Origin of the sequence: Paenibacillus sp. FSL H3-0329, from assembly GCF_037963285.1 — a bacterium.
In the GTDB taxonomy this organism is placed as follows: domain Bacteria; phylum Bacillota; class Bacilli; order Paenibacillales; family Paenibacillaceae; genus Paenibacillus_AQ; species Paenibacillus_AQ odorifer.
The window spans coordinates 2,158,568-2,180,287 of sequence record NZ_CP150150.1; the positions used below are offsets into that span (position 1 = coordinate 2,158,568).

Annotated in this window: 16 protein-coding genes; 10 read left to right on the plus strand and 6 right to left on the minus strand. The window is 48.6% G+C overall.

The genetic code is table 11. From position 1 onward, the window contains the following. Position 1 precedes the first annotated feature (1 nt). From NSQ66_RS09235 to NSQ66_RS09245, 3 genes are all read right to left on the minus strand, one after another. Positions 2-886, minus strand: coding sequence for a carbohydrate ABC transporter permease (locus NSQ66_RS09235; RefSeq protein ID WP_036684008.1), 885 nt, complete (start codon positions 884-886; stop codon positions 2-4). A 12-nt stretch (positions 887-898) separates the two neighbouring features. Further along, complete coding sequence (locus NSQ66_RS09240) at positions 899-1,879, minus strand: ABC transporter permease subunit (protein WP_051491306.1); 981 nt, start codon at positions 1,877-1,879, stop codon at positions 899-901. Positions 1,880-2,200: 321 nt separating this feature from the next. Beyond that, positions 2,201-4,444, minus strand: coding sequence for a helix-turn-helix domain-containing protein (locus tag NSQ66_RS09245; protein ID WP_076140857.1), 2,244 nt, complete (start codon positions 4,442-4,444; stop codon positions 2,201-2,203). A 202-nt stretch (positions 4,445-4,646) separates the two neighbouring features. Between NSQ66_RS09245 and NSQ66_RS09250 the strand changes: the two genes are divergently transcribed. After that, positions 4,647-6,212, plus strand: a complete 1,566-nt coding sequence (locus NSQ66_RS09250; RefSeq protein WP_076140858.1) for a glycoside hydrolase family 43 protein — start codon at positions 4,647-4,649, stop codon at positions 6,210-6,212. 19 nt (positions 6,213-6,231) lie between these two features. Beyond that, positions 6,232-7,686, plus strand: a complete 1,455-nt coding sequence (locus NSQ66_RS09255) for a glycoside hydrolase family 28 protein (protein WP_038569644.1) — start codon at positions 6,232-6,234, stop codon at positions 7,684-7,686. A 6-nt stretch (positions 7,687-7,692) separates the two neighbouring features. On the opposite strand, the gene NSQ66_RS09260 is transcribed toward NSQ66_RS09255, so the two are convergent. Beyond that, positions 7,693-8,574, minus strand: a complete 882-nt coding sequence (locus NSQ66_RS09260) for an AraC family transcriptional regulator (protein ID WP_076140860.1) — start codon at positions 8,572-8,574, stop codon at positions 7,693-7,695. A gap of 73 nt (positions 8,575-8,647) precedes the next feature. On the opposite strand from NSQ66_RS09260, the gene NSQ66_RS09265 reads away from it, so the two are divergent. From NSQ66_RS09265 to NSQ66_RS09275, 3 genes are read left to right on the plus strand one after another with little or no spacing between them, the layout of a single operon-like run. Continuing rightward, entirely contained in the window at positions 8,648-9,538 is an 891-nt protein-coding gene (locus NSQ66_RS09265; RefSeq protein WP_036683998.1) for a pectinesterase family protein, read from the plus strand. A 17-nt stretch (positions 9,539-9,555) separates the two neighbouring features. Continuing rightward, positions 9,556-10,578 (plus strand): alpha/beta hydrolase family protein, encoded by a 1,023-nt coding sequence (locus tag NSQ66_RS09270; RefSeq protein ID WP_036683996.1) that lies wholly within the window; start codon positions 9,556-9,558, stop codon positions 10,576-10,578. Between the two features lie 47 nt (positions 10,579-10,625). After that, a complete protein-coding gene (locus NSQ66_RS09275) occupies positions 10,626-11,753 on the plus strand; it encodes a glycoside hydrolase family 88 protein (RefSeq protein ID WP_036683994.1) in 1,128 nt (375 codons plus the stop codon). Between the two features lie 67 nt (positions 11,754-11,820). On the opposite strand, the gene NSQ66_RS09280 is transcribed toward NSQ66_RS09275, so the two are convergent. Then, the gene (locus NSQ66_RS09280; protein WP_036683993.1) at positions 11,821-12,141 is read right to left on the minus strand and encodes a cupin domain-containing protein; all 321 of its coding nucleotides are present in this window, start codon (positions 12,139-12,141) and stop codon (positions 11,821-11,823) included. Positions 12,142-12,167: 26 nt separating this feature from the next. Continuing rightward, complete coding sequence (locus tag NSQ66_RS09285) at positions 12,168-14,708, minus strand: heparinase II/III family protein (protein ID WP_076140862.1); 2,541 nt, start codon at positions 14,706-14,708, stop codon at positions 12,168-12,170. 236 nt (positions 14,709-14,944) lie between these two features. On the opposite strand from NSQ66_RS09285, the gene NSQ66_RS09290 reads away from it, so the two are divergent. The 5 genes from NSQ66_RS09290 (at position 14,945) to NSQ66_RS09310 (ending at position 21,668) form a co-directional block, all read left to right on the plus strand. Beyond that, positions 14,945-15,841, plus strand: coding sequence for a sugar ABC transporter permease (locus NSQ66_RS09290; RefSeq protein WP_038569654.1), 897 nt, complete (start codon positions 14,945-14,947; stop codon positions 15,839-15,841). 87 nt (positions 15,842-15,928) lie between these two features. Next, complete coding sequence (locus NSQ66_RS09295; protein WP_339279730.1) at positions 15,929-16,750, plus strand: carbohydrate ABC transporter permease; 822 nt, start codon at positions 15,929-15,931, stop codon at positions 16,748-16,750. A gap of 45 nt (positions 16,751-16,795) precedes the next feature. Further along, entirely contained in the window at positions 16,796-18,565 is a 1,770-nt protein-coding gene (locus NSQ66_RS09300) for a sensor histidine kinase (protein WP_076140864.1), read from the plus strand. A 7-nt stretch (positions 18,566-18,572) separates the two neighbouring features. Then, positions 18,573-20,189, plus strand: a complete 1,617-nt coding sequence (locus NSQ66_RS09305; protein ID WP_254924594.1) for a response regulator — start codon at positions 18,573-18,575, stop codon at positions 20,187-20,189. 93 nt (positions 20,190-20,282) lie between these two features. Next, the gene (locus NSQ66_RS09310; RefSeq protein WP_038569657.1) at positions 20,283-21,668 is read left to right on the plus strand and encodes a sugar ABC transporter substrate-binding protein; all 1,386 of its coding nucleotides are present in this window, start codon (positions 20,283-20,285) and stop codon (positions 21,666-21,668) included. Positions 21,669-21,720: the final 52 nt, after the last annotated feature.

A 21,720-nucleotide genomic window follows, 5' to 3' on the forward strand; every position in this document is an offset into this window, starting at 1 on the left:
ATTAGCCTTTGACTGAACCTACGATAATGCCTTTGACAAAAAAGCGCTGGAGAAAAGGATATAATATGGCGATTGGCAAAACGGTCAGACAGGTCATTGCCATTTTGGCTGTCTCCAGTGGCGGTGCGATGATAGCTCCACCAATTTGAGCAGCGTTGCCGGAAGCCAGGAACTGAATGTTCGCCATCATGTTGTACATCAAATATTGAATCGTATAGAGATCCTGATCGGATACCAGCATTAGTGGCAAATAGAAGTCATTCCAGAATTGCAGTGCGTAAAAGAGCGAGATGGTGACCAGTCCGACGCGGCCCAGCGGAATCATAATGCTGAAGAAGATACGCAGATGTCCGGCACCATCGATTTGCGCAGATTCCACAATTTCATGCGGGATGCTGCGGAAATAGTTAGCCATGAGAAACATCAGAAAGACGCTTAGCACATAAGGGATGAACAGGCCGATGAGCGTATCGCCCAAATGATAATATTTGGTGCTAAGCAGATACCATGGCAGCGTTCCTCCGCTGAACAGCATTGTAAAATAGGCGAAAAAGGCGAAGAAATTTTTGAGCCGGAAGCCTTTAACGGATATGACATAAGCATAAGCGGTGGTCACCAATACGGCCGACACGGTACCCAGCACCGTAACGATCACCGACATGGAATACGCCCGCAGAATCTGCTGCGCCTTGGAGCCAAACAGGAATTCATAGGTTTCAAAGGTGAAGCCTCTGGGCCAGAACGAATATCCTTCCGCGGCGATTCTGGATTCGGTAGATAATGAGCCGGATACTGCCAGAATAAACGGCGCTAGACAGATTACTGAAAATACGGCAATACAGATGTAAAAGAAAATGAGCAGGCCTTTGTTTTCGGTAGTTTGCATCTTATCAGTCTCCTAAAATAGTTTGCTGTCTTTGTCATACCAGCCGGCTAATTTGTTGGCCACCAGCACCAGAATGAAACCAAAGACGGATTGATAGAGCGTAATGGCTGAAGCAAAGCCGAATTCACCGGAACGGATGGCTGTGCGGTATACATACACATCGATAATGTCGGTAGTCGGCAGAAGCAACGGATTCAGGAACGTTACCCCCATAATCATACTGAGATCGCCTTTCAGCATGCCCCCGATGCCCAGCAGCGTCATCAGAATGATCGACGGAATCAGCATTGGCACCGTAATTTTGGTGATAATCTGCCATCTGGAGGCACCATCGATTCTTGCAGCTTCATAATAGGAAGTGTCGATGCCTTGCAGCACCGCATAATAGATGATGGCGCCGTAACCAGCGCTTTTCCAGATATTCGCTAGCACGAGAATGATTACGAACAGCCAAGGGCTGGAATACCAGTCAACCTGAGAGAAGCCGAATGTCTGGAGCAACTGGTTCATAATGCCTTTGTCGTAATCCAGCAGGGAGAACAGAATGGCTCCGATAATAATCCAGGAAATAAAATACGGGAAAAACATGACGCTCTGCGTGATTTTGATAAACCATTTGCTGCGCAGCTCATTTAGAATAATGGCGATGGCCACTGAAAAAAACGTGCCGGTTAGCATATACAGCGCATTTAACATCACCGTGTTGCGTGTAGCCCTAAGAGAATCTTCCATACTAGAGAAGAAAAACTCGAAATTAGAGAAGCCGGCCCACGGGCTGCCGAAGATTCCGTCGTTGAAGTTGTAATTTTTAAAGACGAGAATCAGACCACTCATCGGCAGATAAGCAAAAAGAATTAGAATGACGATTCCCGGAAGAGCGAGCAAATAAAGCGAGCTGTCCTTCCTTAGGGATTTACGGAAGCTCTTGGCTTTGGCCGTCCTGATTCCCGGACTTGGCATTCCTTGTGTCTCCGATGTAGCCTCTTGCATCATTAACAGTCCACTCCTTTATACTAGCGTTGTCATTTCCGTCCCTTGTTTTAGGAGAACGCTTTACATGAAAATCATAAATCCACCCGGAATGTAAACGCTATCATAATAAACGGAAAAAAGTTAAAAAAAGCGGAAAAGGACGGCTTAAAAAAACGAAAAAAACAGAACTTTTTTGTTTTTTAGGTGCTAAAAAGCCTGATTTAAAGGGAAATCTCATAGTATATGCGACGCGAGGGATTATTCATAGAAAGTCAAAAAGGGAATGTCTCCGGCTATGAAAATGCTGCCGGGACATCCCCTTTGTTCCTTACTTTTAGCGGGTCAATCAGGAAGATTCTGTTTTTGCAGAATATGATTCATTCTCCATTTGGAAGGTGTAACCCCATAACGCTTTTTGAACTGGGTTGTAAAATAGGTGCTGCTGTTGTAGCCCACTTTCTCGGCAATTTCCCGGATATCCAAGCCAAGCTCTGTGACTAATAACATCTGCGCCTGCTCCAGACGCAGCAGGTTAACGAAATCGGGAAAGCTGCAGTTTACTTCGTCGGCAATAAGTCTACTGAGATAAGCGGGACTTAGCGATAGCTTGTCGGCAAGGGCATTAAGGGAGAGCCTGGAGTCATCATAATGATCTCTGATATAACAAATGGCTTCACCAGCAATGCTCTTGGTCTGTACAGCACTCATGCTGGCAATGCGCTCGTGGGCGGTATAACAGCTGTCTACAATCCAATTCCATAGCTTGTCATAGCTTTGGATCTGCCAGATATGCTGGTAATTATCTAGAAAGCCGGAATGCTGGACGTCTGCATTAAGCTCAGCCGTGCGACTGAGCTCAAAGACCAGTCTCGATAAAGCGATGGTGGCAGGCTCGACACGGTAACTGCAGGCTACTGCCAGCAATCTCTCCACTGCCTGCGGAATATGGTTAGAGAGTTCCGTCTGCTTAACGGCTTGCAGTACCGGTTCAAGGGCACTGTCGGGCATTGGGCTGCTGTTCAGATGGATCGTATCATCGGCAAAGATGATGTTCTGCTGCACATGAAATTTATTATATTGCAGACAGTCCGCAGCTTCATTGTATTTAGCCCTCAGTAGGTTTAAATCATCCGTCAGCCCGCTGATTCCGAAGGCGCAGCAGGCTCCGGAAAGCTGCAGCTGAGCGGCGACTTCTTCCCATTTGCCGCGGTACAAAGCGTAATCGCCGAAGCTGCCGCTGTGAAGCTCGCTCAGAATCAGCACAGCAGTGCCCTGATGCGGGCGGAAGGATTGAATGGCTGCAAGTTCACAGAAGGCATGTTCAATCTGCTGTATGTTTTCCTCAAAGGTATGCCGGAAGTCGGAGTCTTCAGGTTGTTCGGGCTCCAGAGCGGCCAGCACGCATACACAATATGCTCCCCCAGCAGCGGCTATACTCATCAGGGGTGTCCTGCTGTTCTCCGGTGTTCTCTGCGGGGAAAGCAGCCACCGCATCAAGGCGCTATCATCGCTTTCTTTTTTTAGCTGCTCCAGCTTAACGCCAATCTGTTCGAGCTCCTGGCTTACGGTATCGAAATCGCCACCGGTTTTCAGCGCTTCTTCATTGCCAGATAGATGAGCGATATTGCCGAACAGCCGGCCGATTGGCTTATACATCCGCCGCGAGATCAGGTTGGCGGTTATAGATGCGGCGGCAATCAAGGCCAAGCATAGGCCAGTCATCAGATTGCGGGCATTGGAGATATCACGGATGCTATCCTTGTAGGAAGTCTCCGACACAAACCACAGCTTGTCCGCTGCAGAATATACATAAGTAATCAGCTGCGGCTCTTCACCTCCCCTATAGACAAAAGAGCCTCTCTCAGAGGTGGAGGACACCACCTGCTTTAACATGCCCTCTTCCAGAGAGATGTCAGATAATGCACTGTGCATGAGCACCGATGCTTTTCCGTCAAGCACAGCGTAACGGGTGGCTTCGCCTTCTTTTTGCGTAAACAGATTATTCTGCAGCTTTCCCAAATTGACGGTCAGCGCTACCGCACCATTATATTCGCTATCCGCAAATGCCCGGTCATTATAGAACACGGTGAGCAGGGTAATGGGGGCACCGTTATTCAAGGTTGCCTCCCACAGAAACGGTGATTCAACAATAATGTTATCCCGCATTCTCGAGAACAGCTCCAGCTTGGATTCAGGGCTTAGCGGAAGGTTTTCGAACATGGCAACAGGCTCATCCACTCCCATGATGTAGGCATTCTCCATATATTGGTTCACAACCAATGCTCCGCGGATTTGGCTTAGGGCACTGTACAACTGATCGCTCCAGCTGGTATCGCCATTCATCATGAGCGCGTTGATGTTTGGATTCCTATAGAAGTCCATAGCGTAATTCTGGACGATCTCTTCATAGTTTGTAAAAACGGTTTCAGTATTCACCAGTACATTTTGGTTCGCCTTGTTGACATTATCTATCGTAATATTCCGGTACCAATAAAAGATCACTACAGCCAGTACTAGAATACAGCAAACTGAAATCGCGGTTAGGCTCATAAAAAAGCGGGAGTACAATTTCTTTCTTTTTCCCAAGCTGCTCACCCCTTCAGGTAAATCCTATTACACCCATTCTAGAGGGAAAGGCTATTCGCTGACAAGGAGTGAAATATGGGCAATATAGCATGAAAGTATAAAAATGAAGAAATAGAACATAGAAAATACAAGAAAGTTAAACTTATACGAACTATAATTGGTGGTGCTTACATTTGAATTGTTTTGAGGAGGATTACTTTTAATGAGAACATTCCGCAATCCAGTGCTGCCGGGATTTTATCCTGACCCTTCCGCTATCCGTGTTGGTGAAGATTATTATCTTGTGACTTCAAGCTTTGAATTTTTCCCAGGCGTTCCTATCTTCCACAGCAAGGATCTGGTCAATTGGCGCCAGCTTGGCCATGTACTGGACCGCCCGTCCCAGCTCAATCTGGATCACTCGATTCCCTCCATGGGCATTTGGGCACCGACGCTCCGCTATCATGAGGGAGTTTTCTATATGATTACTACTTTTATTGACAATGACAAGAACCAGCATAATTTCTATGTAACAACAACCGATCCGGCCGGAGACTGGTCTGACCCTGTATGGCTGGAGGATGCACCCGGTATTGACTCCTCTTTGTTCTTCGATGAAGACGGCAAGGTGTATTATACCGGCAACCGTGTTCCGCCGGAAGGGCAGGATTATCCGAAGCATATGGATATCTGGCTGCAGGAGATTGATCTCAGCCAAGGGAAGCTAATCGGTCCGAAGCATAGTATTTGGCAAGGCGCACTCAAGGTAGCTCATGCGCAAGAGGGACCGCATATTTATAAGATCGGCGCTTGGTATTACGTGCTGATTGCCGAGGGCGGAACCGGGCATACTCATGCGATTACGATTGCCAGAAGCAAGAGTGTGACAGGTCCTTATGAGGGCCATAAAGCCAATCCGATTCTGACGCATCGCCATCTTGGCAGAGCGTATCCTATTGTTAATGTGGGTCATGGAGAGCTAGTGGAGACTCAGCATGGTGACTGGTGGATGTTCTGCTTGGCTTCACGAACCAGCGGTGGTTATTACCGCAATCTGGGACGTGAAACCTTCCTGACACCGGTAATCTGGGAGAACGAATGGCCTGTGGTCAATCCCGGCAAAGGGGTGCTGGAATTTGAGACGGAGGCTCCGGATTTGCCGGAGACAAAATGGCCGGAATTGCCTGCGCGCGATGAGTTTATAGGTTATGAGCTGGCACCGATCTGGAATTTCCTGCGGACACCGCGGGGTGAATTCTGGAGTCTCACCGACAAGCCCGGAGTTCTGCGGCTTCGCCTGAAGCCAGAACGGCTCTCGGAGATTGCCAATCCATCTTATATCGGTAGACGCCAGCAGCATTTGAGCTTCAGGGCGGCGACTGATATGACGTTTAGTCCCGCTGCAGAAGGGGAAGTGGCTGGTCTTGTTCTCCTCCAAAATGCGGATCACCACTTCCGTTATGAACTGGGGCTGGAGGCAGGCGAACGTGTATTACAGCTGATTCATCGGATGGGGGGCAGCGAGCAGCTGCTGGCGTCAGTGCCATATCCACAGGATCAGGTACAGCTTAAGGTGGAAGCCAGAGGACAAGAGTACAGCTTCTATTACAGACCTTCTGAAGCCGCCAAGTGGACAGCCTTCTGCGAACGGACGGATGGCAGAGTGCTCAGCACCGATCTGGCCGGAGGGTTCACAGGAGCATACCTCGGGATGTACACAAGCTCTCAAGGTGCAAAGAGCGAAAGCTATGCTGATTTCGACTGGTTTAGCTATGAAGGACTTGAGTAATAGGAGGAGGTGAAATTCAATGAGCAGCAATCTTGTAACCAATACGTATCCGATTCCCGAGCTTCCCCAGATTCCCGAGCGGACTTTTACAATCACGGATTATGGGGCGGAAGAGGGTGGATTAACGCTATGTACCTCTGCTATTCAGGCTGCACTGGACGCCTGCGCTGCAGCGGGAGGCGGAAAGGTTGTTATTCCCGCTGGTATCTGGCGCACAGGACCTCTTACTTTGCATAGTCGAATTAATCTGTATGTAGACAAGGGAGCATTGGTGCAGTTTGATCCTGATCATACCTTGTATCCGCTACTTTCTTCCCATTATGAGGGGAATGCCGGCTGGCGCTGTCAGGCTCCGCTCGATGGAGAAGGCTTAAGCGATGTGGCAATAACCGGTGAGGGAATATTCGACGGCAGCGGTGAAGGCTGGCGTCCAGTGAAGCGGTTTAAGATGACCGAGAAGCAATGGGAGCGTTTGATCGAATCTGGAGGAGTACTTGATCCCCAGGGCGAAGTATGGTGGCCTTCCCGGGAAGCCATGGAAGGTGAGGACTTCTGCCGGAAGCTGTGGGACAAGGGAGAAACTAGTATGGAGGCTTATCTGCCTGCTCGTACGTATCTGCGTCCGACGTTACTTAGCCTGCGCAACTGCCGGCGGGTGCTGCTGGAAGGGCCGACCTTCCAGAATTCACCTGCTTGGTGTCTTCATCCCATTGGTTGCGAACAGATTACCGTACGAAATGTTCAGGTACGTAATCCTTGGTATTCGCAGAACGGGGATGGCCTTGATTTGGAATCCTGCACGCATGCTCTAGTTGAGCACAGCAGCTTTGATGTGGGTGATGACGCCATCTGTCTCAAGTCAGGCAAGGATGAGGAAGGCCGTAAGTGGGGAATGCCCTGCCAGTATATTACCATCCGGAATTGCACGGTATATCATGGACATGGAGGCGTTGTGATCGGCAGCGAGATGTCCGGAGGTGTACATGCAGTTCGAGTTAGTGACTGCCTGTTCATCGGCACGGACATCGGCCTGCGGTTCAAAAGCACCCGGGGAAGAGGCGGTGTGGTGGAGGATATTGTAATGGAGAATATCAACATGACCGGCATCATCCACGAGGCTGTATCCTTTCATATGTTCTATGCAGGGGTTGAAGGATCGGAAGGGTATGACGAGCAGTTATTTTCGGTTACAGAGGAAACTCCGCAATTTCGGAAGATTACCCTGAAGAACATTGTGTGCCATGGTGCGGCAACCGCTCTACTGGTTAACGGGCTGCCGGAGATGCCGCTTGCTGATCTAACCATTGAAAAATTCCACGCAGTGAGTGACCGGGGAATTGTGCTGCGGCATGCTACGGGGCTTAAGCTGGATCGTATCCGGTTGCAGACTTCGGAAATGCCGAAGATAACAGCGCATAGATGCAGCCACGTCACGCTCACTAATTCCGAAGATTTGACGATCACAGAGAGATAAAAAATTCTATGGATGATGGAAATCCGTCTTGAACTTCCGTGGGTGTGACCTTGCTTCTTTTCGGTATTGGAGCGGGGTCAGACCGGTTGATTTTTTGAATGTTTTATTGAAATGGGAAAGATGTTCAAATCCGACAGCGGAGGCGATCTCCTGGATTTTGCCTGTAGATCCGACAAGCAGGCGTTCGGCTTCCCTTACGCGGACATGAACGATGTATTCCCGAAAGTGAAAACCCGTCAATCGGTGAAATACCCGGCTCAAGTATGAAGGACTAATGTAAAAATTACTTGCAGTCTCTTCCAGAGTAAGGGCCTCACGGTAGTGATCGCGGATATAGGTGGCTACATCAGTTACTAGATGATGGAGCGGATGTTTCGTCCCTCCAGCTTGTGAGATACTCTCTGAACGCTGAAGGAGAATCATCAGCTCGGAGAATAAAGCGATTACGCTGGTTTCGTAATACGGCCGCTGCAACCGGCATTCTTCCAGCATCCGGTTCATTAGGATTTCCGCTTCGTCCTGCTCGCGCAGGGTCAGCTTGAACAAGCGGTACCCGCGGTCATGAAACCAGATGGCTTCACTCTGCAGGGAAGGCGGTAGAAGAGCAGGATCATAGTTGATCAGAATCCGCTCGAACTCGGCTACTTCCGAGCTTGCTGTGGAATGAAGCTCCCGGCCGGAGATAAGAATAAGCTCACCCTTATGAACCGTAATGACTCGGTCGTCCACAAAGTATACCCGCTCCCCTTGTATCAGATAGTACAGCTCGGCTAAGTTATGGCTGTGGGGACGTGGCATAGCAGTGATGCCTTTACGTTTCATATGTTGGATGCTGTAGCGGTCTTCTTCAATATGATATTTGTGATTGGGGCTAGTCAGGCTAGTCATAATTCTCCTCTTCTCTTACGAAGCGTTACGGTTATTATAGAATAAACTCAGGTTGATAGGAAAGGAGCCGCAGATGTTAATTACAGTCTCTAAGAGTGTCGACGAAGGATTCAGTAGTCTACAGGCAGCGTTGGATTCAATTCCACAGGAACACAAGGAAGAAGTGACGATTCGTATCAAACCCGGCATTTACGAGGAAAAAATTACAGTGAAACAGGGAACGCCTCCGGTTCTGCTATTGGGGGAAGACACGAATTCCACCATCATTACCTGGTCAGACAACGCCCATACTTTAGGTCCGGACGGAGAGCCGCTTGGCACGTTCAAATCCGGCACCTTGAATGTATTCGCTGAGCATTTCACGGCTGAAAATCTGACCATTCGAAATGCATCAGGTCCCGGCACTGGCCAGGCGGTGGCTGCTTTTGTTGATGCTGGTCATGCTGTATTCCGGCGTGTACGCCTGCTGGGTGATCAGGATACTTTGTATACAGGGCAAGGGAAGCAATATTATAACGAATGCTACATTGAAGGCGATGTGGATTATATTTTTGGCGCGGCTACGGCTTTGTTTGAACGTTGCCGGCTGCATAACAAACGTTCCAGAGGATATATTACAGCCGCATCAACGCCTGAAGACGCATCGTTTGGTTATGTATTCCTCGATTGTGAAATTACTGGCGGTCAAGGTGTAAGTGAAGTGTATCTTGGCAGACCTTGGCGCCCTTATGCACATGTTGCTTTTATCCGCACGGTCATGGACAGTTCGATTATCGGCGAAGGCTGGCATAATTGGGGGCAGCCGGACAGGGAGGAAACTAGCCGCTATGAAGAATATGGCAGCAGTGGACCGGGAGCTAATCCCGAAGCCAGAGCTGCATGGTCGCGGCAGCTGATTCCACAGGAAGCTGCGGAGTATAGGGTGCTGTCCGTGCTTGATGGCTGGCATCCTGAAGGATATTAAGGGAAGGAGCACTTCGGATGGAGCCTCTGGAACAATACATGAAAGAACTATCTGGTTCAGCTCAACGCAACTCGGCTTTCAGCAAAGATATACCCTTTCAGCAATGGCGCGATGAGCTTACCGCAGCATTTACGGAGCGATTAGGTGGCTTTCCAGAAATAGCTGAGGAGCTGCAACCGGTTCTGCTGGAACGTACAGTCTGCTCCGGGTATACCCGTGAACGTATAGAGATAACTACCTATGAAGGGTTGCGCATGCCGCTGTATCTTTTGATCCCGGATCAGCCGTTCTCTACCCCTGCCCCTGCCGTTCTTGCCATTCATGGACATGGCTATGGAAGCCGGGAGATCGTAGGCTTGAATCCGGACGGATCGGATCGGCAGGGAGATCCCGGGCTGCACAAGGACTTCGCTGTTTCACTGGTAAAACAGGGTTTTGTAGTGGCGGCTCCGGAGCTGTTCGGCTTTGGCGACAGACGACTGGAAGAAGACCTAACAAGCGGGGAGCCTGGACGTAATTCCTGCTTCCGCCTGTCATCAGCATTGTTGATGGTTGGGAAGACGATGGCCGGCTACCGTATCTACGAAACCATGCGGGCACTGGATTATTTGCAGACAAGAAAAGAGGTTGAGAGCGAACGGATTGGAATTATGGGTATTTCCGGTGGAGGACTGGTAGCTGGCTTCACAGCTGCACTTGACGAACGAATCGCTTGTGCGGTCGTAAGCGGGTATGCCAATACTTTCGTGGACAGTATTCTGACACGCAATCATTGCCTTGACAATTATATTCCAGGGATTTTGCTGGAAGCGGAGATGCCTGATCTACTGGGCCTCATTGCCCCACGTGGCCTGTTCCTCGAATCGGGAGATGCCGATCATCTGTTTGGCCCGCGCGGAACAAAATCTGCTTTAACCCAGTTGCAGACGATTTACAGGTCGGCGAATCATATCGGACAGGTAGAAGCGGACTTCTTCACCGGAGGTCATGAGATTCATGGTGAACCAGCCTTTGCCTGGCTGCGCAAGCAGCTCACCTGAGCATAAGATTAGACTTCATATGGATGACAAACGAAGGAGGAATAAGGATGTCTATAACTGAAGCAACAACCGTTCGCTTGTCCAGTAAAATTGCGAATACGATTCTTGGAGGGTGCAACAAGCAGGGAGAGCATGAATATGTGCTGGAAAGATGGGCGTATGTTCCGGGCATGTTGCTGATGGCAATGGCCCGGGCGGGTGTTCAGCTCGACCAGCCTGAGTATATCTCCTTTATGGAGCGGCATATGGACACATTTATTGGAGAAGATGGTTCCATCCGTACCTACAGGCTGGAAGAATATAATCTGGACCAGATTAACGAGGGGAAAAACCTGTTCCTGCTATACCAGAAAACCGGAGAAAAACGGTATGCTGAAGCAGCCCATTTGCTGGCCGCACAGCTTATTGGACATCCCCGCACCTCCGAAGGGGGATTCTGGCATAAGAAGGTATACCCTTTCCAGATGTGGCTGGACGGGCTGTACATGGCATCGCCATTCCTAGCGGAATACGGCAAGGTCTTTCAACGACCTGAACTGATTGACGAAGCGGCGCATCAGCTGCTGCTGGTCGAGCGACGGACCCGCGATCCACGGACCGGCCTGCTCTATCATGGCTGGGATGAGTCCAAAGAGCAAGAATGGGCTGACTCGTCTACCGGATTGTCCTCTCATTTCTGGAGCCGGGCGATGGGTTGGTATGCGATGGCTGTGGTTGATTGCCTGGAGCATTTTCCGCTCACTCATCCGCAGCGGGGGACGATCATTGGCATTTTCCAGCGGATGTGCGGCGCGCTTCTGGAGGTTCAAGACAAGGAGACTGGCCTCTGGTACCAGGTGTTAGATCAAGCGGGGAGAAAAGGCAATTATCTTGAAGCTTCCGGCTCGTGCATGTTTGTTTATGCGATGGCTAAGGGACTAAGATTAGGTTATCTGGAACCCTCTTTTATAGAGGCGATGTTGCAAGGATATGAAGGCATTCTGACGCATTTGACTGAAGAGGATGAACAAGGTGTTCACTTGCACCAGATTTGTCATGGAGCGGGTCTGAGCAAAGACCGTAATGGCTCATACGATTACTATATCTCTGAGGACGTACTGTCGGATGTGCCTATGGGCGTCGCTCCATTGTTATTAGCATCACTTGAAGTGGAACGGTACCAAGCTGAAAAATAACAGAAGCCCAATCATTCCCTAAGAAATGGAATGATTGGGCCTTTTTTTGCTGCCAGATATATATTTATTAGCGTTTCAGCAGATCCTCGCGGATTGGTGTAAAGACATCGAGCAGCGCGGAGTCTGCTTCCAATGCGGTTACACCGTGCTTTGCATCTGGCGGTATGGCAATACTTTGCCCCGCGGTTACCTTATGCTTCTCGCCGTCAATACGAAATTCAAAGCTTCCACGCAGACAGTAGCTCATCTGCTCGTGAGGATGGCTATGCTCATAGCCCTCGGCTCCCTTTTCGAAATGAACCTCCATCATCATCAGACTGGCTGCAGCATTCAAGATACAGCGTTTAACTCCCGGTTCTGCTGGTTCCCATACTCCAAGATTGCTCATGTTCTAATCTTCCTCCTTCTATATAGTTATCGGGGCATGGCGATATGAATTTTGCCTGCCTCAATTCTTAATTGGGTTGGTTCAGGTTGCCCGGACGTTGACTCAGGTTCTCCGAGAAGCCTAAGCGGTCCGAGACCCGGAATAGTAACAAGGCGTTCCTCCTTGGTGCCGTTGATGGCGGCGATAAACCATTTTCCATCCGTACGGGATATCCTGTACAAGCGTACTCCTTCGACAGCCTCTTCATAATCAAGCTGTTCAAGCTGTAGTGAAGGAGCATCTTCTGTCCGGGGATGAAGCAGAATGACGTAGTCGCTTGTACCACCATAAACACGGAAATGTTGCTGCTCTGCCAGCGGATAATTCCCGGCTACAGCGCCTTCTCCCATTGTAATCACTGGAAGTTCTGGCTCGGCGATATAAGCGCTTAGGTGCTTGCCGTTCAGGCAAGCTGCATCAATGGATTGCTCCATGATACTTGCATCAGTACTGAGTGTATGCAGATTCCAGACGCTGTTCGATGCTCCCTCGATTCGATCCCATATCAAGTAGACGTTAAAGCCTGCTTTAATGAATAAGAAATTCCGCTCATATTCCCTGGCGTTAGCATCTGGAATAAGACTGCTGGCATGATCTAACTCTTCTGAGAAGCGTACTTCCTTGCAAGTGCTTTGCAGTGGGCCATTGGCAAAATTTCCGAATGAATCGGTAAATTGGACAACATTATGAGCTGCGCTGGATACATACCAATGCCGATCCCCGTTATAATAACCTCCCGTTCCAGAATCAAGGGTTACTGGAACACCATCTGCCCAGATGGAGAAGTGCCCTTCATCGTGATGAGCGTGATAAGTCAGCGGTGAAGCCTCGTAGATTGCATAATGCTGAAGGTTCTGTTCTCCGTTGCGGAAGATGACATAACCGATATCGGGATAATGTACGGAGTCGAGTGCAGGCCTTTGTTCTGCTAAATCGGGCTGTGGATATAACAGCGCGACCAGAGGCAGAGGAAATGCGCCACTATCCTCAATCGGTTCTCCGCCGTGCTTCCACGTCCAGAGCATTTCCCCGGCAAGCTGGGGGTCTTCGTCCATATAGAATGGGGCAGCGTATCCAAGCAGGCGAAACCATTGTTCCTGCACATTGGCATCGCCGACCGCTGGTGTAAGCAGGATGGGGGAGCCAGAAGAGCCTCCTTGAATAATATCGGGTACAGTCACTGTGCCGATTAGGAAACGGTACATGCCCTTAACCTTTTCATGCTTGAAATAATCAATGCCCTTCAAACGCTTTAATAGGACGAAGAAGAGAAAATAGCGATGCAATACTGCGCCATGGTAGCGAATATTTTCTGGCCATGCGCCGTCTGAATCCACCACTTCTGCCAGCTGCCAGTTGATGACAGAGAGGGCATGATCAAGATATGCCTCACTTTGTTTTTCATTGGGAAAGAGGAGGGCATATACACCCAGTCCGGTTGCCCGGTCGGCATTCCAATTACTGCGTTTTCCTCCCTTTTCATCTGGGAAGGTCTCCAGATCAAACCGGTAGTAGTGGGTATCCATCATCATGTCTGCGATATACCGGAAATGAGCGAGAAGTTCGGTTTCTTCTCCAGTGAGGAATACACTGCTGCCAGCAATCTGATCGTAGATTACCGAAGCAGCAGCGAGCCCCCTCCCGATATGCACCGCGCCGTAAGTATCATCGTCATGCCAGCCGTCTCTACGGAAAATATCCATGCCTACCCGCATATCGGCAAGCATGTACTGGAGCTTTTGCTTGGCTCGAACCGCAAATTCACTTTCACCCGTGATCATATACATATTGGCGTCCGTTCCCGTAGCCTCCAGCAGGTAGGCCCAATTGGTAAGCGTCGGCCGATTAAAAAGCGGGGAGAGCTGCTCGGTTCCCAACGGCTGCCCCGCAGCATTTAGAAAATGGACCCCGATGCAGATTCCTTCGTCTAGAGGAGCTTCCAGACTGAGTGCTGTCTGCATGCTGTAATGATCACCTTCGTATACAGGTATGGTCTCTCCATAATGAAGGATTGTCAATCCCTTCACTTCCTCATTACTGATGCAGATACATTGCAAATCGTCTGCCAGAGTGGCGCCAGATGGAGTCACACCAGATGGCTGAAGACCCTGCTGCCAGCTGGCCAATTTCTCTAGATATACTTTGCTTCCGTTTTCTCGGTCCTGACTCCACCCCAGCATCCCAGATTCTAGACCGCCATTCGCTAGTTCAACCGGCAAGCCAAGCTGCGAATGAGTCAGACGCAAGCCCCCGATGCGTGCCGTGCCCTTTCCCCGAATCTGTACAGAAAGCTTCAGGAAGGCCGTACTGGGAGGGGTTTTAAAAACAAAGGGTTCTACCCGGAACACGCCGAGTTTATGGAGTGGCGCAGCAGCTTCTCGGCTGGCAAATTGTTCAGATAGCTGCCGTTGTCTTTCGTACTCTTGCCGGACCTTGGGAAGCTGTTCGATTCTAAGGCGTATGCCCTCCAGCTCTCCTTCCGTATAACACCCGAAGGGGCGTGTACCGCCACCATATGCTGAAATCATCGGTAGTTCTAACCTCCTTGTAAAGTTGTCATATTTCGTGGGTGAGCTTTCTCTTAATTAGTATAAACGTGGCTTTACGAAGGGCGGGATAGATAAACAAATGAAGGAAAGGGGACAAAGCAACTGAAAAAGTGAAATTCTCCCCCAAGCGCAGTCGCTTTCTCCCTAACCGTTACGAACGGATAGAATTATCATTAAGGACATAAGCTTAGTCCAATGGACAGGAGGAACAATAAATGAATTTATCAAAACGTCAAATTAACGCCTGGACCTTCGTTGCTCCCAGTTTGATTCTGACGCTGGTTTTTGGAGTATATCCGATCTTTTGGGCTCTGAAGTACATGTTCTATGATTACCAGGGCTTCGGCGAACCCCTGTTTATCGGACTGGAGAATTTCGAGCGCTTATTAAGGGATCAGGAATTCTGGAAGTCAGTGGTCAACACCTTTATCTACGCTGGAGGCAAGCTGCTCATCACCTTGCCATTATCATTTTTACTGGCGGTTGTCCTTAACCGTGCTTTGAAAGGGCGGCAGCTGCTAAGAGCGATTTACTTTATGCCGACCGTAATCAGTGCTTCGGTTATGGCCATCGTATTCTACGTTATCTTTAATTCATACAATGGGATGGTTAACCAGCTATTGGTCGGCTCTGGAATTATTTCCGCTCCGATAGATTGGCTAGGGCCGAAATATGCCTTACTAACAGCTATTATGATTGCGATATGGGGGGCTATCGGTAACTATATGCTGCTCTTTATCGCTGGTTTACAGAACATTCCTGAGGATCTCTATGAGGCGGCATCTATAGATGGAGCTGGACCCTTCAGAAAAATGTGGAACATCACCGTTCCCATGCTCGGACCTGTATTGCAAATGATCATTATGCTCGCTATTACCGCCTCCCTAAAAGGCTATGAGAGTATTATGGTGCTTACCGAAGGCGGTCCTTATGGCAAGACGGAAGTTATGTACCTGTACCTGTATAAGCTGTTCTTCCCTGTATCCAGTGGAGGTACAAGCATTCAGCAATTTGGCTACGGTAGTGCGGTTGGTTTTGCCACAGCAGTTATTGTAGGTCTGATTACCTTAGTCTACTTTTATGTATCTAAAAAGCTAAATGATATCTATTAAAAGAGAGGAGAATGAACAGTGAGTACATTACATGCGGAGACGAAGAATACTTCGGTCCAGCCTGTCCGATCCTTCAAGACCCGAGCGGTGCTGTCCCGGACCTTGCTGTGGATTTTTCTACTTATAGTGGCGGCTTTTGCGTTGTTTCCGATTATTCTGGCTTTTTTCGGATCCCTTAAGACCAATCTGGAGTTGACGACGGGAACCACCTTGCTGCCTAAGTCATGGCAGATTGGAAACTACGCGCAGGCTTGGAATTCGGCTAACTTTGCCCGCTTTACATGGAACAGTGTGTTTATCAGTATCTTTACCACCTTAGGCACTCTATTAATTGGAACGATGGCCGCATATGCGGTAGCGAGAGTCGATTTTTACGGGAAACGTATATATGTTGTAATTCAGTCCTGCACGCTATTCATCTCGATCGGTGCTGTGGTGCTTCGGCCGCAATTTGACCTTATGGTAGCGCTTAATCTACAGAAATCGTTATGGGGAGTCATTATTATTCTGATTAGTGCGCATGCTACGGTATTTTTTATGTTGATTGGTTTTGTACGAGCGATTCCGAAGGATCTGGATGAGGCTGCTTTTATTGACGGCTGTAATTTCTATAGCGTATACTTTCGAGTTATCTTACCGCTTCTGACGCCCGCCCTTGGAGTCACGGCGCTCTGGACCTTCCGCGGAGCATGGAACGAATATATTCTGCCGCTGGTTTTTACCATGACTCAGCCCAAATTACAGACACTCACCGTAGGATTGGCGGGGCTAAAATATGGTATCGGCGATGCGGCGCAACCTCAATTGATGCTCGCGGGTGCATGTCTGTCCATGTTGCCAATGATTGTTGTCTATATCTTCGCTAATAAATCGTTCATGCAGATGACAGCTGGCTCTGTAAAGGGCTAGATTCGGGGCGGGCTTCGGACAGCTATTCAAGAAGGATGTGAATACATGCTGAAGGCCTGGGTTTATCGTACCTCTTTGAAGAAAAGAATATGGCTGTCTTTTACCGCACTGACGGTATTCTGTATTTCTGTCACTGGTTTATTGGCTTACTCCATTGCTTCTCGGGCGATGGAGCGTAACTCTGTCGAGTTAAATCAAAATGTGCTGAATCAGTCAATCAATGTCCTAGACCAGAAGTTAAAGCAAATCATTGTGGCTTCCTCCACGATGATGTTGAGCGAAGCTTATCAGCAGACCATCCGGGATATTAAAGCTCATAATATGGAACGTTTTTTTGCCAATTTTTCTATGCTGCAAGCGCCCTTCACGCAGGTAGAGTTGACGGAAAACTCTATTGAATCTATCTTGATCAGTACGCCGGACGGGGATTTCTACTCTACCAGCAATCAGCGCAGAACCTTGACCCCATTTCTAGAATCTTCGCTGTACCAACGGGTTAAGGAGAAACCTGAATCCAATTGGGTGGAGAGCCATCGGGACGAGCTATTTGCCGGGAAACATCATGTTATTTCCCTAGTCTTGCAGCCGCTTACAGACAATTATGTCCCTGATCTATTTTTGATCGTTAATGTAAAAGAGGACATTCTTGAAGATACTGTAAGTGGAGGCGGGAGCCTTGGCTCCGCGCGTTTTTTACTGATCAATAAAGAGGGAACAAGCGTCTTCGGAGACGGGGAACGCCCGGAATGGTCTCGGGACTCTGTGTTTTTAGACAAACTGAGGGAGGCGGACCGGGGTAATTTTGAATATTCCGCTGGTGACGGGACAATGCTGCTCAGCTATGCCAGTTCAGGGTATGCAAAAGACTGGGTGTTGGTCAGCTACCTGTCCAAAAAGGAACTGCTGCAACCTGTTCGGAGTATTCAATGGCTGGTGTTGATGATCATGGCGGCATGTATCGTCATCGCGCTTTTTCTTGCAAGGTATCTGTCCGCTTTGCTACTGGGACCGCTGCTGAAACTGCAACGGACGATGTCTCGTGTAGAGCAGGAGGATCTCAGTGCTCGCTTCCAGAGTCCTTTCCAGGATGAGATTGGGGAGGCAGGACGCAAATTTAACCAGATGTTAGACCGGATCGGCGAGTTGATTGTTGAAGTCAAGGATACAGAAAAAGAAAAGAGAAAAGCGGAGATCAAGGCGCTTCAGGCGCAGATCGAGCCTCATTTTTTATATAACACATTAAACACGATTTTCTGGAAATGTGAGATGGATGAATATGAGGACGTGAAACAGATGGTCATTTCGCTGTCTGCGCTGTTTCAGCTGGGACTGAACAACGGGTATGAAATTACGACCTTAGGCAAGGAACTGGAACATGTCCGCCAGTATCTAAACCTTCAGCAGCAATGTTATGAAGGGTTGTTTGACTATACAATTGATGCCGGAGTGGAACTGCTGGAGCTTCCTGTGTTGAAAATTATTATTCAGCCCTTGGTAGAGAACTCTATCCTGCACGGTCTTAAGGAATTAAGGGGAGGGGGAGTGATCCGGATCTCTGTAGAAGTAGCCAAAAACACACTGCTCATCCGGGTTACCGATAACGGAACCGGCATGAATGCGGAGAAACTCAATGCCTGGCTGAAGGAGCCGAACGGCAGTGGAGGGTACGCTCTGTCTAATATATGTAGCCGACTGCAGCTGTACTACGGCAAAGAAGCCGGATTGGTCTTTCGAAGCAGTCCGCGTGTTGAAACCGAAGCTGTTCTATCCATTCCTGTGGAAGGGGGAATAAATCCTGAGCGCCCATTCAATTAAAATATGTATTGTTGATGATATTCCTGCAGTGGTCCGCGGATTGTCGCAGCGGATTCCTTGGGAGGAACATGGGATTGTGATCGCGGCCACCGCGGCAGACGGGGAAGAAGGTCTGGAGCAGATCCGCAAGCATCGTCCTGACATCGTATTGACGGATATCCGAATGCCTTTTAAGGATGGTTTAGAGATGATGCGAAGCCTTCAAGCGGAGCAGCCAGGCATCAAACTGATTTTTTTGACGGGTTATTCTGATTTCACTTATGCCCAGGAAGCTGTTAAGCTGGGTGCCTTTGATCTGATTGTAAAACCGTACACCAAGGTTCAAGTGCTTGAATCCGTGTTGAAGGCCAAGGAAGTGTTGGAACGGGAACGCAGTCAAGCTGAGCAGATGATGGGCATGGAACAAAAGCTGCGCGAGAGCTTACCCTATTTGCGTCAGGAATATATGCGTCTGCTCATCCGTTACGGAACTAGACAGCAGCATTTGAGCCAGCAGTGGGATTTTTACAATATCGAGATGAATAACCATAACTTTTGCGTGATGGTAGCGGAAGTGGATTTTTTTGTGGAACGTACATCAGAACTTACGGTTTCCGAGGTGGAGTTAATCCGCTTTGCCGTACAGAATATTTTGGAAAATACAATATCTGAATACACTCGGGGCATTGTGTTCCGGGAAAATGTGAATCAATTCGTTATTGTGATGAACCCTCTGGCGGAGCCGAATATGGAGCAACTTGCAGAGAAATGCCGGGAAAATGTACATCGGTATACGTACCAGACGGTGTCCATTGGACTGGGTGGAGAGGTAGAAGAGGTAGGGCAGCTTTCTGCTTCTTATGCGCAGGCACTGTCTGCACTTGCGAACACCTTTCTAAATGGTGGGAACAGCGTGTACACCTATGTTGAAGATGCAGTCGTGAATGCCGCGCTACCCAGATACTCATATGACAAGGAGAAAGAATTGCTTTATTGTCTGCGTTCGGCAAATTTGTCCAAAGCAGAGGAGCAGCTGGATAACATTTGGCATGATTGGATTACTGCACCGGCAACGCCTAACCCGTCCATCGTTAAGACACTCTGTCTTGAACTGGCTCATTCTATCCATCGGATTTTTTCGGAAAAAGCAACAGATTCGGAAGTTAAAACTCTGGAAAACAAACTTGCAGACATGAGCAGTGCAGTTTCATTTGAAGATCTTAGCCGCCAGATTCGGGAATTTTGCCGTTTGGGCTGTACGTATTTGCAACAACGCCAATGCAGCGACGCGCGTATGCTTGTGGATCGGGCCATCACTCATATCAATGGCAATCTGCATCGAAATCTATCCGTCGCCGACTGTGCACGGGAGGTGCATCTTAGTCCTAGCTACTTCTCCAATCTTTTTAAAAAGGAGACGGGGATGACACTCGCCCAATATATTATCGGGAGACGAATGGACAAAGCCAAGGAGCTAGTGCTGGAAGGCATACAGGTTCAGGATATTGCCATCTCTTTGGGCTATGAGGATCGTCCCTATTTTACAGAGCAGTTCAAAAAATATACCGGAATGACGCCGACTGACTTTCGTGCAAAATATACCTTACCCAAAGTGGAGGGAAACAGTGATTTCGTCTCCCATTGACAGTTGTTTTCTCCTTCACTGATAAAAGGGCAGTGGAATTATAATTTTCTTAAGAAATGAATGCGATTTCAAAAGAAAAGGGAGGCATTTTAGATGAAAAGAAACAAATGGATATTAGCTGGAGTTTCGCTGATGCTGGCTGGCTCGTTGGCCGCCTGTTCATCATCCGAATCTAATACGGAGGTAAGCAGCAGCAATACAAACTCCGAAAAAACAAAATTGGTCTACTGGACCATTGATCGTCACGATTCTGATTTTATTGAACAAAAAATCAGTGAGTATGAAGGTCTTAATCCCAATATTGAGATTGAAATGAAGGTTATGGCAGAGAACTATACCCAGTCGGTGGATATTGCCTTCTCCAGCATGCAGGCGCCTGATATTCTCCGGGTGGATACTTATAACGTGCCAACCTGGGTCAAAAGAGGGTATCTGGAATCTTTTGATAGCTACATTTCACCAGAGATGAAGAGCCGGTTCGAGAACGTACTTATCAACGAGAAAAATACCGTTGACGGCAAAATATATAGCCTTCCCAATATTGGTCAGTTCTGGCGCCTCATCTATAACGTAGATTTGTTCGAGAAGGCTGGCATTACAGAGCCGCCTACCACACTCGCAGAGATGGTCGAGGATGCCAAGAAAATTACGGCAGCGGGAAAAGATATAGGCGCTTACGGCTTCGCGGGTAATTTCAAAAGTACCAGCGGATTTGAGCGTATCGCTTATCCAATAACAACACTTAGCAAGACTAAGGGCACAGAGGGCTTCGACTTCCAGACCGGGCAATTTGATTTTAGCGTGTATAAAGAGGTTGCTGAGGCGCTGCGGCAGATTAAGGTGGATGGAAGCATGATGCCAGGATCGGAATCGCTTGATATCGACCCGCTGCGTGCGCAATTTGCTCAAGGCAAGATCGGTATGTATTTCAACCATTCCGTTGAGCCGACGGTCTACAAAACCCAATTCCCAACTGAAATTCGCTGGGCAGCTGCGATTCCTCCAACTATTGACGGGGAGCAGAAGGGTGTCAGCCAAGTTATTGCAGGAAGTTATTTGGCTATGAGCAAGGATTCTAAGCATAAGGAAGAAGCTTGGAAGTTTATTGAATGGATGTACAGTGATGATGTGCAGATTGCTTATCAGGAAGCAGGGTACGGGGTTTCGGTTATTCCATCGGTTGCTACTGTTGCCAAGGCACCAGACATTGCAGGGATTGAAGATTTTCTGCCTACAAAGTTAGACGGGATTTATCCAGCGACTCCGATGGTCATTAGTGAGGGACGTCTGGAAGGACTAAAGAAGGTTGATGTCTTCAATAGATACATTTTTGGTGGTGGAGATTTAGATAAAGAGCTTCAGGACTTGAATACTCGCTATAATGCGGCACTTGAAAAAGCCAAAGCCGCAGGTGACACCGATATCGAAGCACAGCCGGACTTCGATGCAGGTTCCCTGCAGGGATCATTGGCCAAATAAATCGAAAAGACGCCCCTTCGGCTTCGTATTAATACGAGCTAGGGGCGTCTTT

Coding starts and splice junctions, on each gene's coding strand:
- NSQ66_RS09235 (WP_036684008.1), bottom strand. CDS start 886: ATGCAAACTACCGAAAACAAAGGCCTGCTCATTTTCTTTTACATCTGT.
- NSQ66_RS09240 (WP_051491306.1), bottom strand. CDS start 1,879: ATGATGCAAGAGGCTACATCGGAGACACAAGGAATGCCAAGTCCGGGA.
- NSQ66_RS09250 (WP_076140858.1), top strand. CDS start 4,647: ATGAGAACATTCCGCAATCCAGTGCTGCCGGGATTTTATCCTGACCCT.
- NSQ66_RS09255 (WP_038569644.1), top strand. CDS start 6,232: ATGAGCAGCAATCTTGTAACCAATACGTATCCGATTCCCGAGCTTCCC.
- NSQ66_RS09260 (WP_076140860.1), bottom strand. CDS start 8,574: ATGACTAGCCTGACTAGCCCCAATCACAAATATCATATTGAAGAAGAC.
- NSQ66_RS09265 (WP_036683998.1), top strand. CDS start 8,648: ATGTTAATTACAGTCTCTAAGAGTGTCGACGAAGGATTCAGTAGTCTA.
- NSQ66_RS09270 (WP_036683996.1), top strand. CDS start 9,556: ATGGAGCCTCTGGAACAATACATGAAAGAACTATCTGGTTCAGCTCAA.
- NSQ66_RS09275 (WP_036683994.1), top strand. CDS start 10,626: ATGTCTATAACTGAAGCAACAACCGTTCGCTTGTCCAGTAAAATTGCG.
- NSQ66_RS09280 (WP_036683993.1), bottom strand. CDS start 12,141: ATGAGCAATCTTGGAGTATGGGAACCAGCAGAACCGGGAGTTAAACGC.
- NSQ66_RS09285 (WP_076140862.1), bottom strand. CDS start 14,708: ATGATTTCAGCATATGGTGGCGGTACACGCCCCTTCGGGTGTTATACG.
- NSQ66_RS09290 (WP_038569654.1), top strand. CDS start 14,945: ATGAATTTATCAAAACGTCAAATTAACGCCTGGACCTTCGTTGCTCCC.
- NSQ66_RS09300 (WP_076140864.1), top strand. CDS start 16,796: ATGCTGAAGGCCTGGGTTTATCGTACCTCTTTGAAGAAAAGAATATGG.
- NSQ66_RS09310 (WP_038569657.1), top strand. CDS start 20,283: ATGAAAAGAAACAAATGGATATTAGCTGGAGTTTCGCTGATGCTGGCT.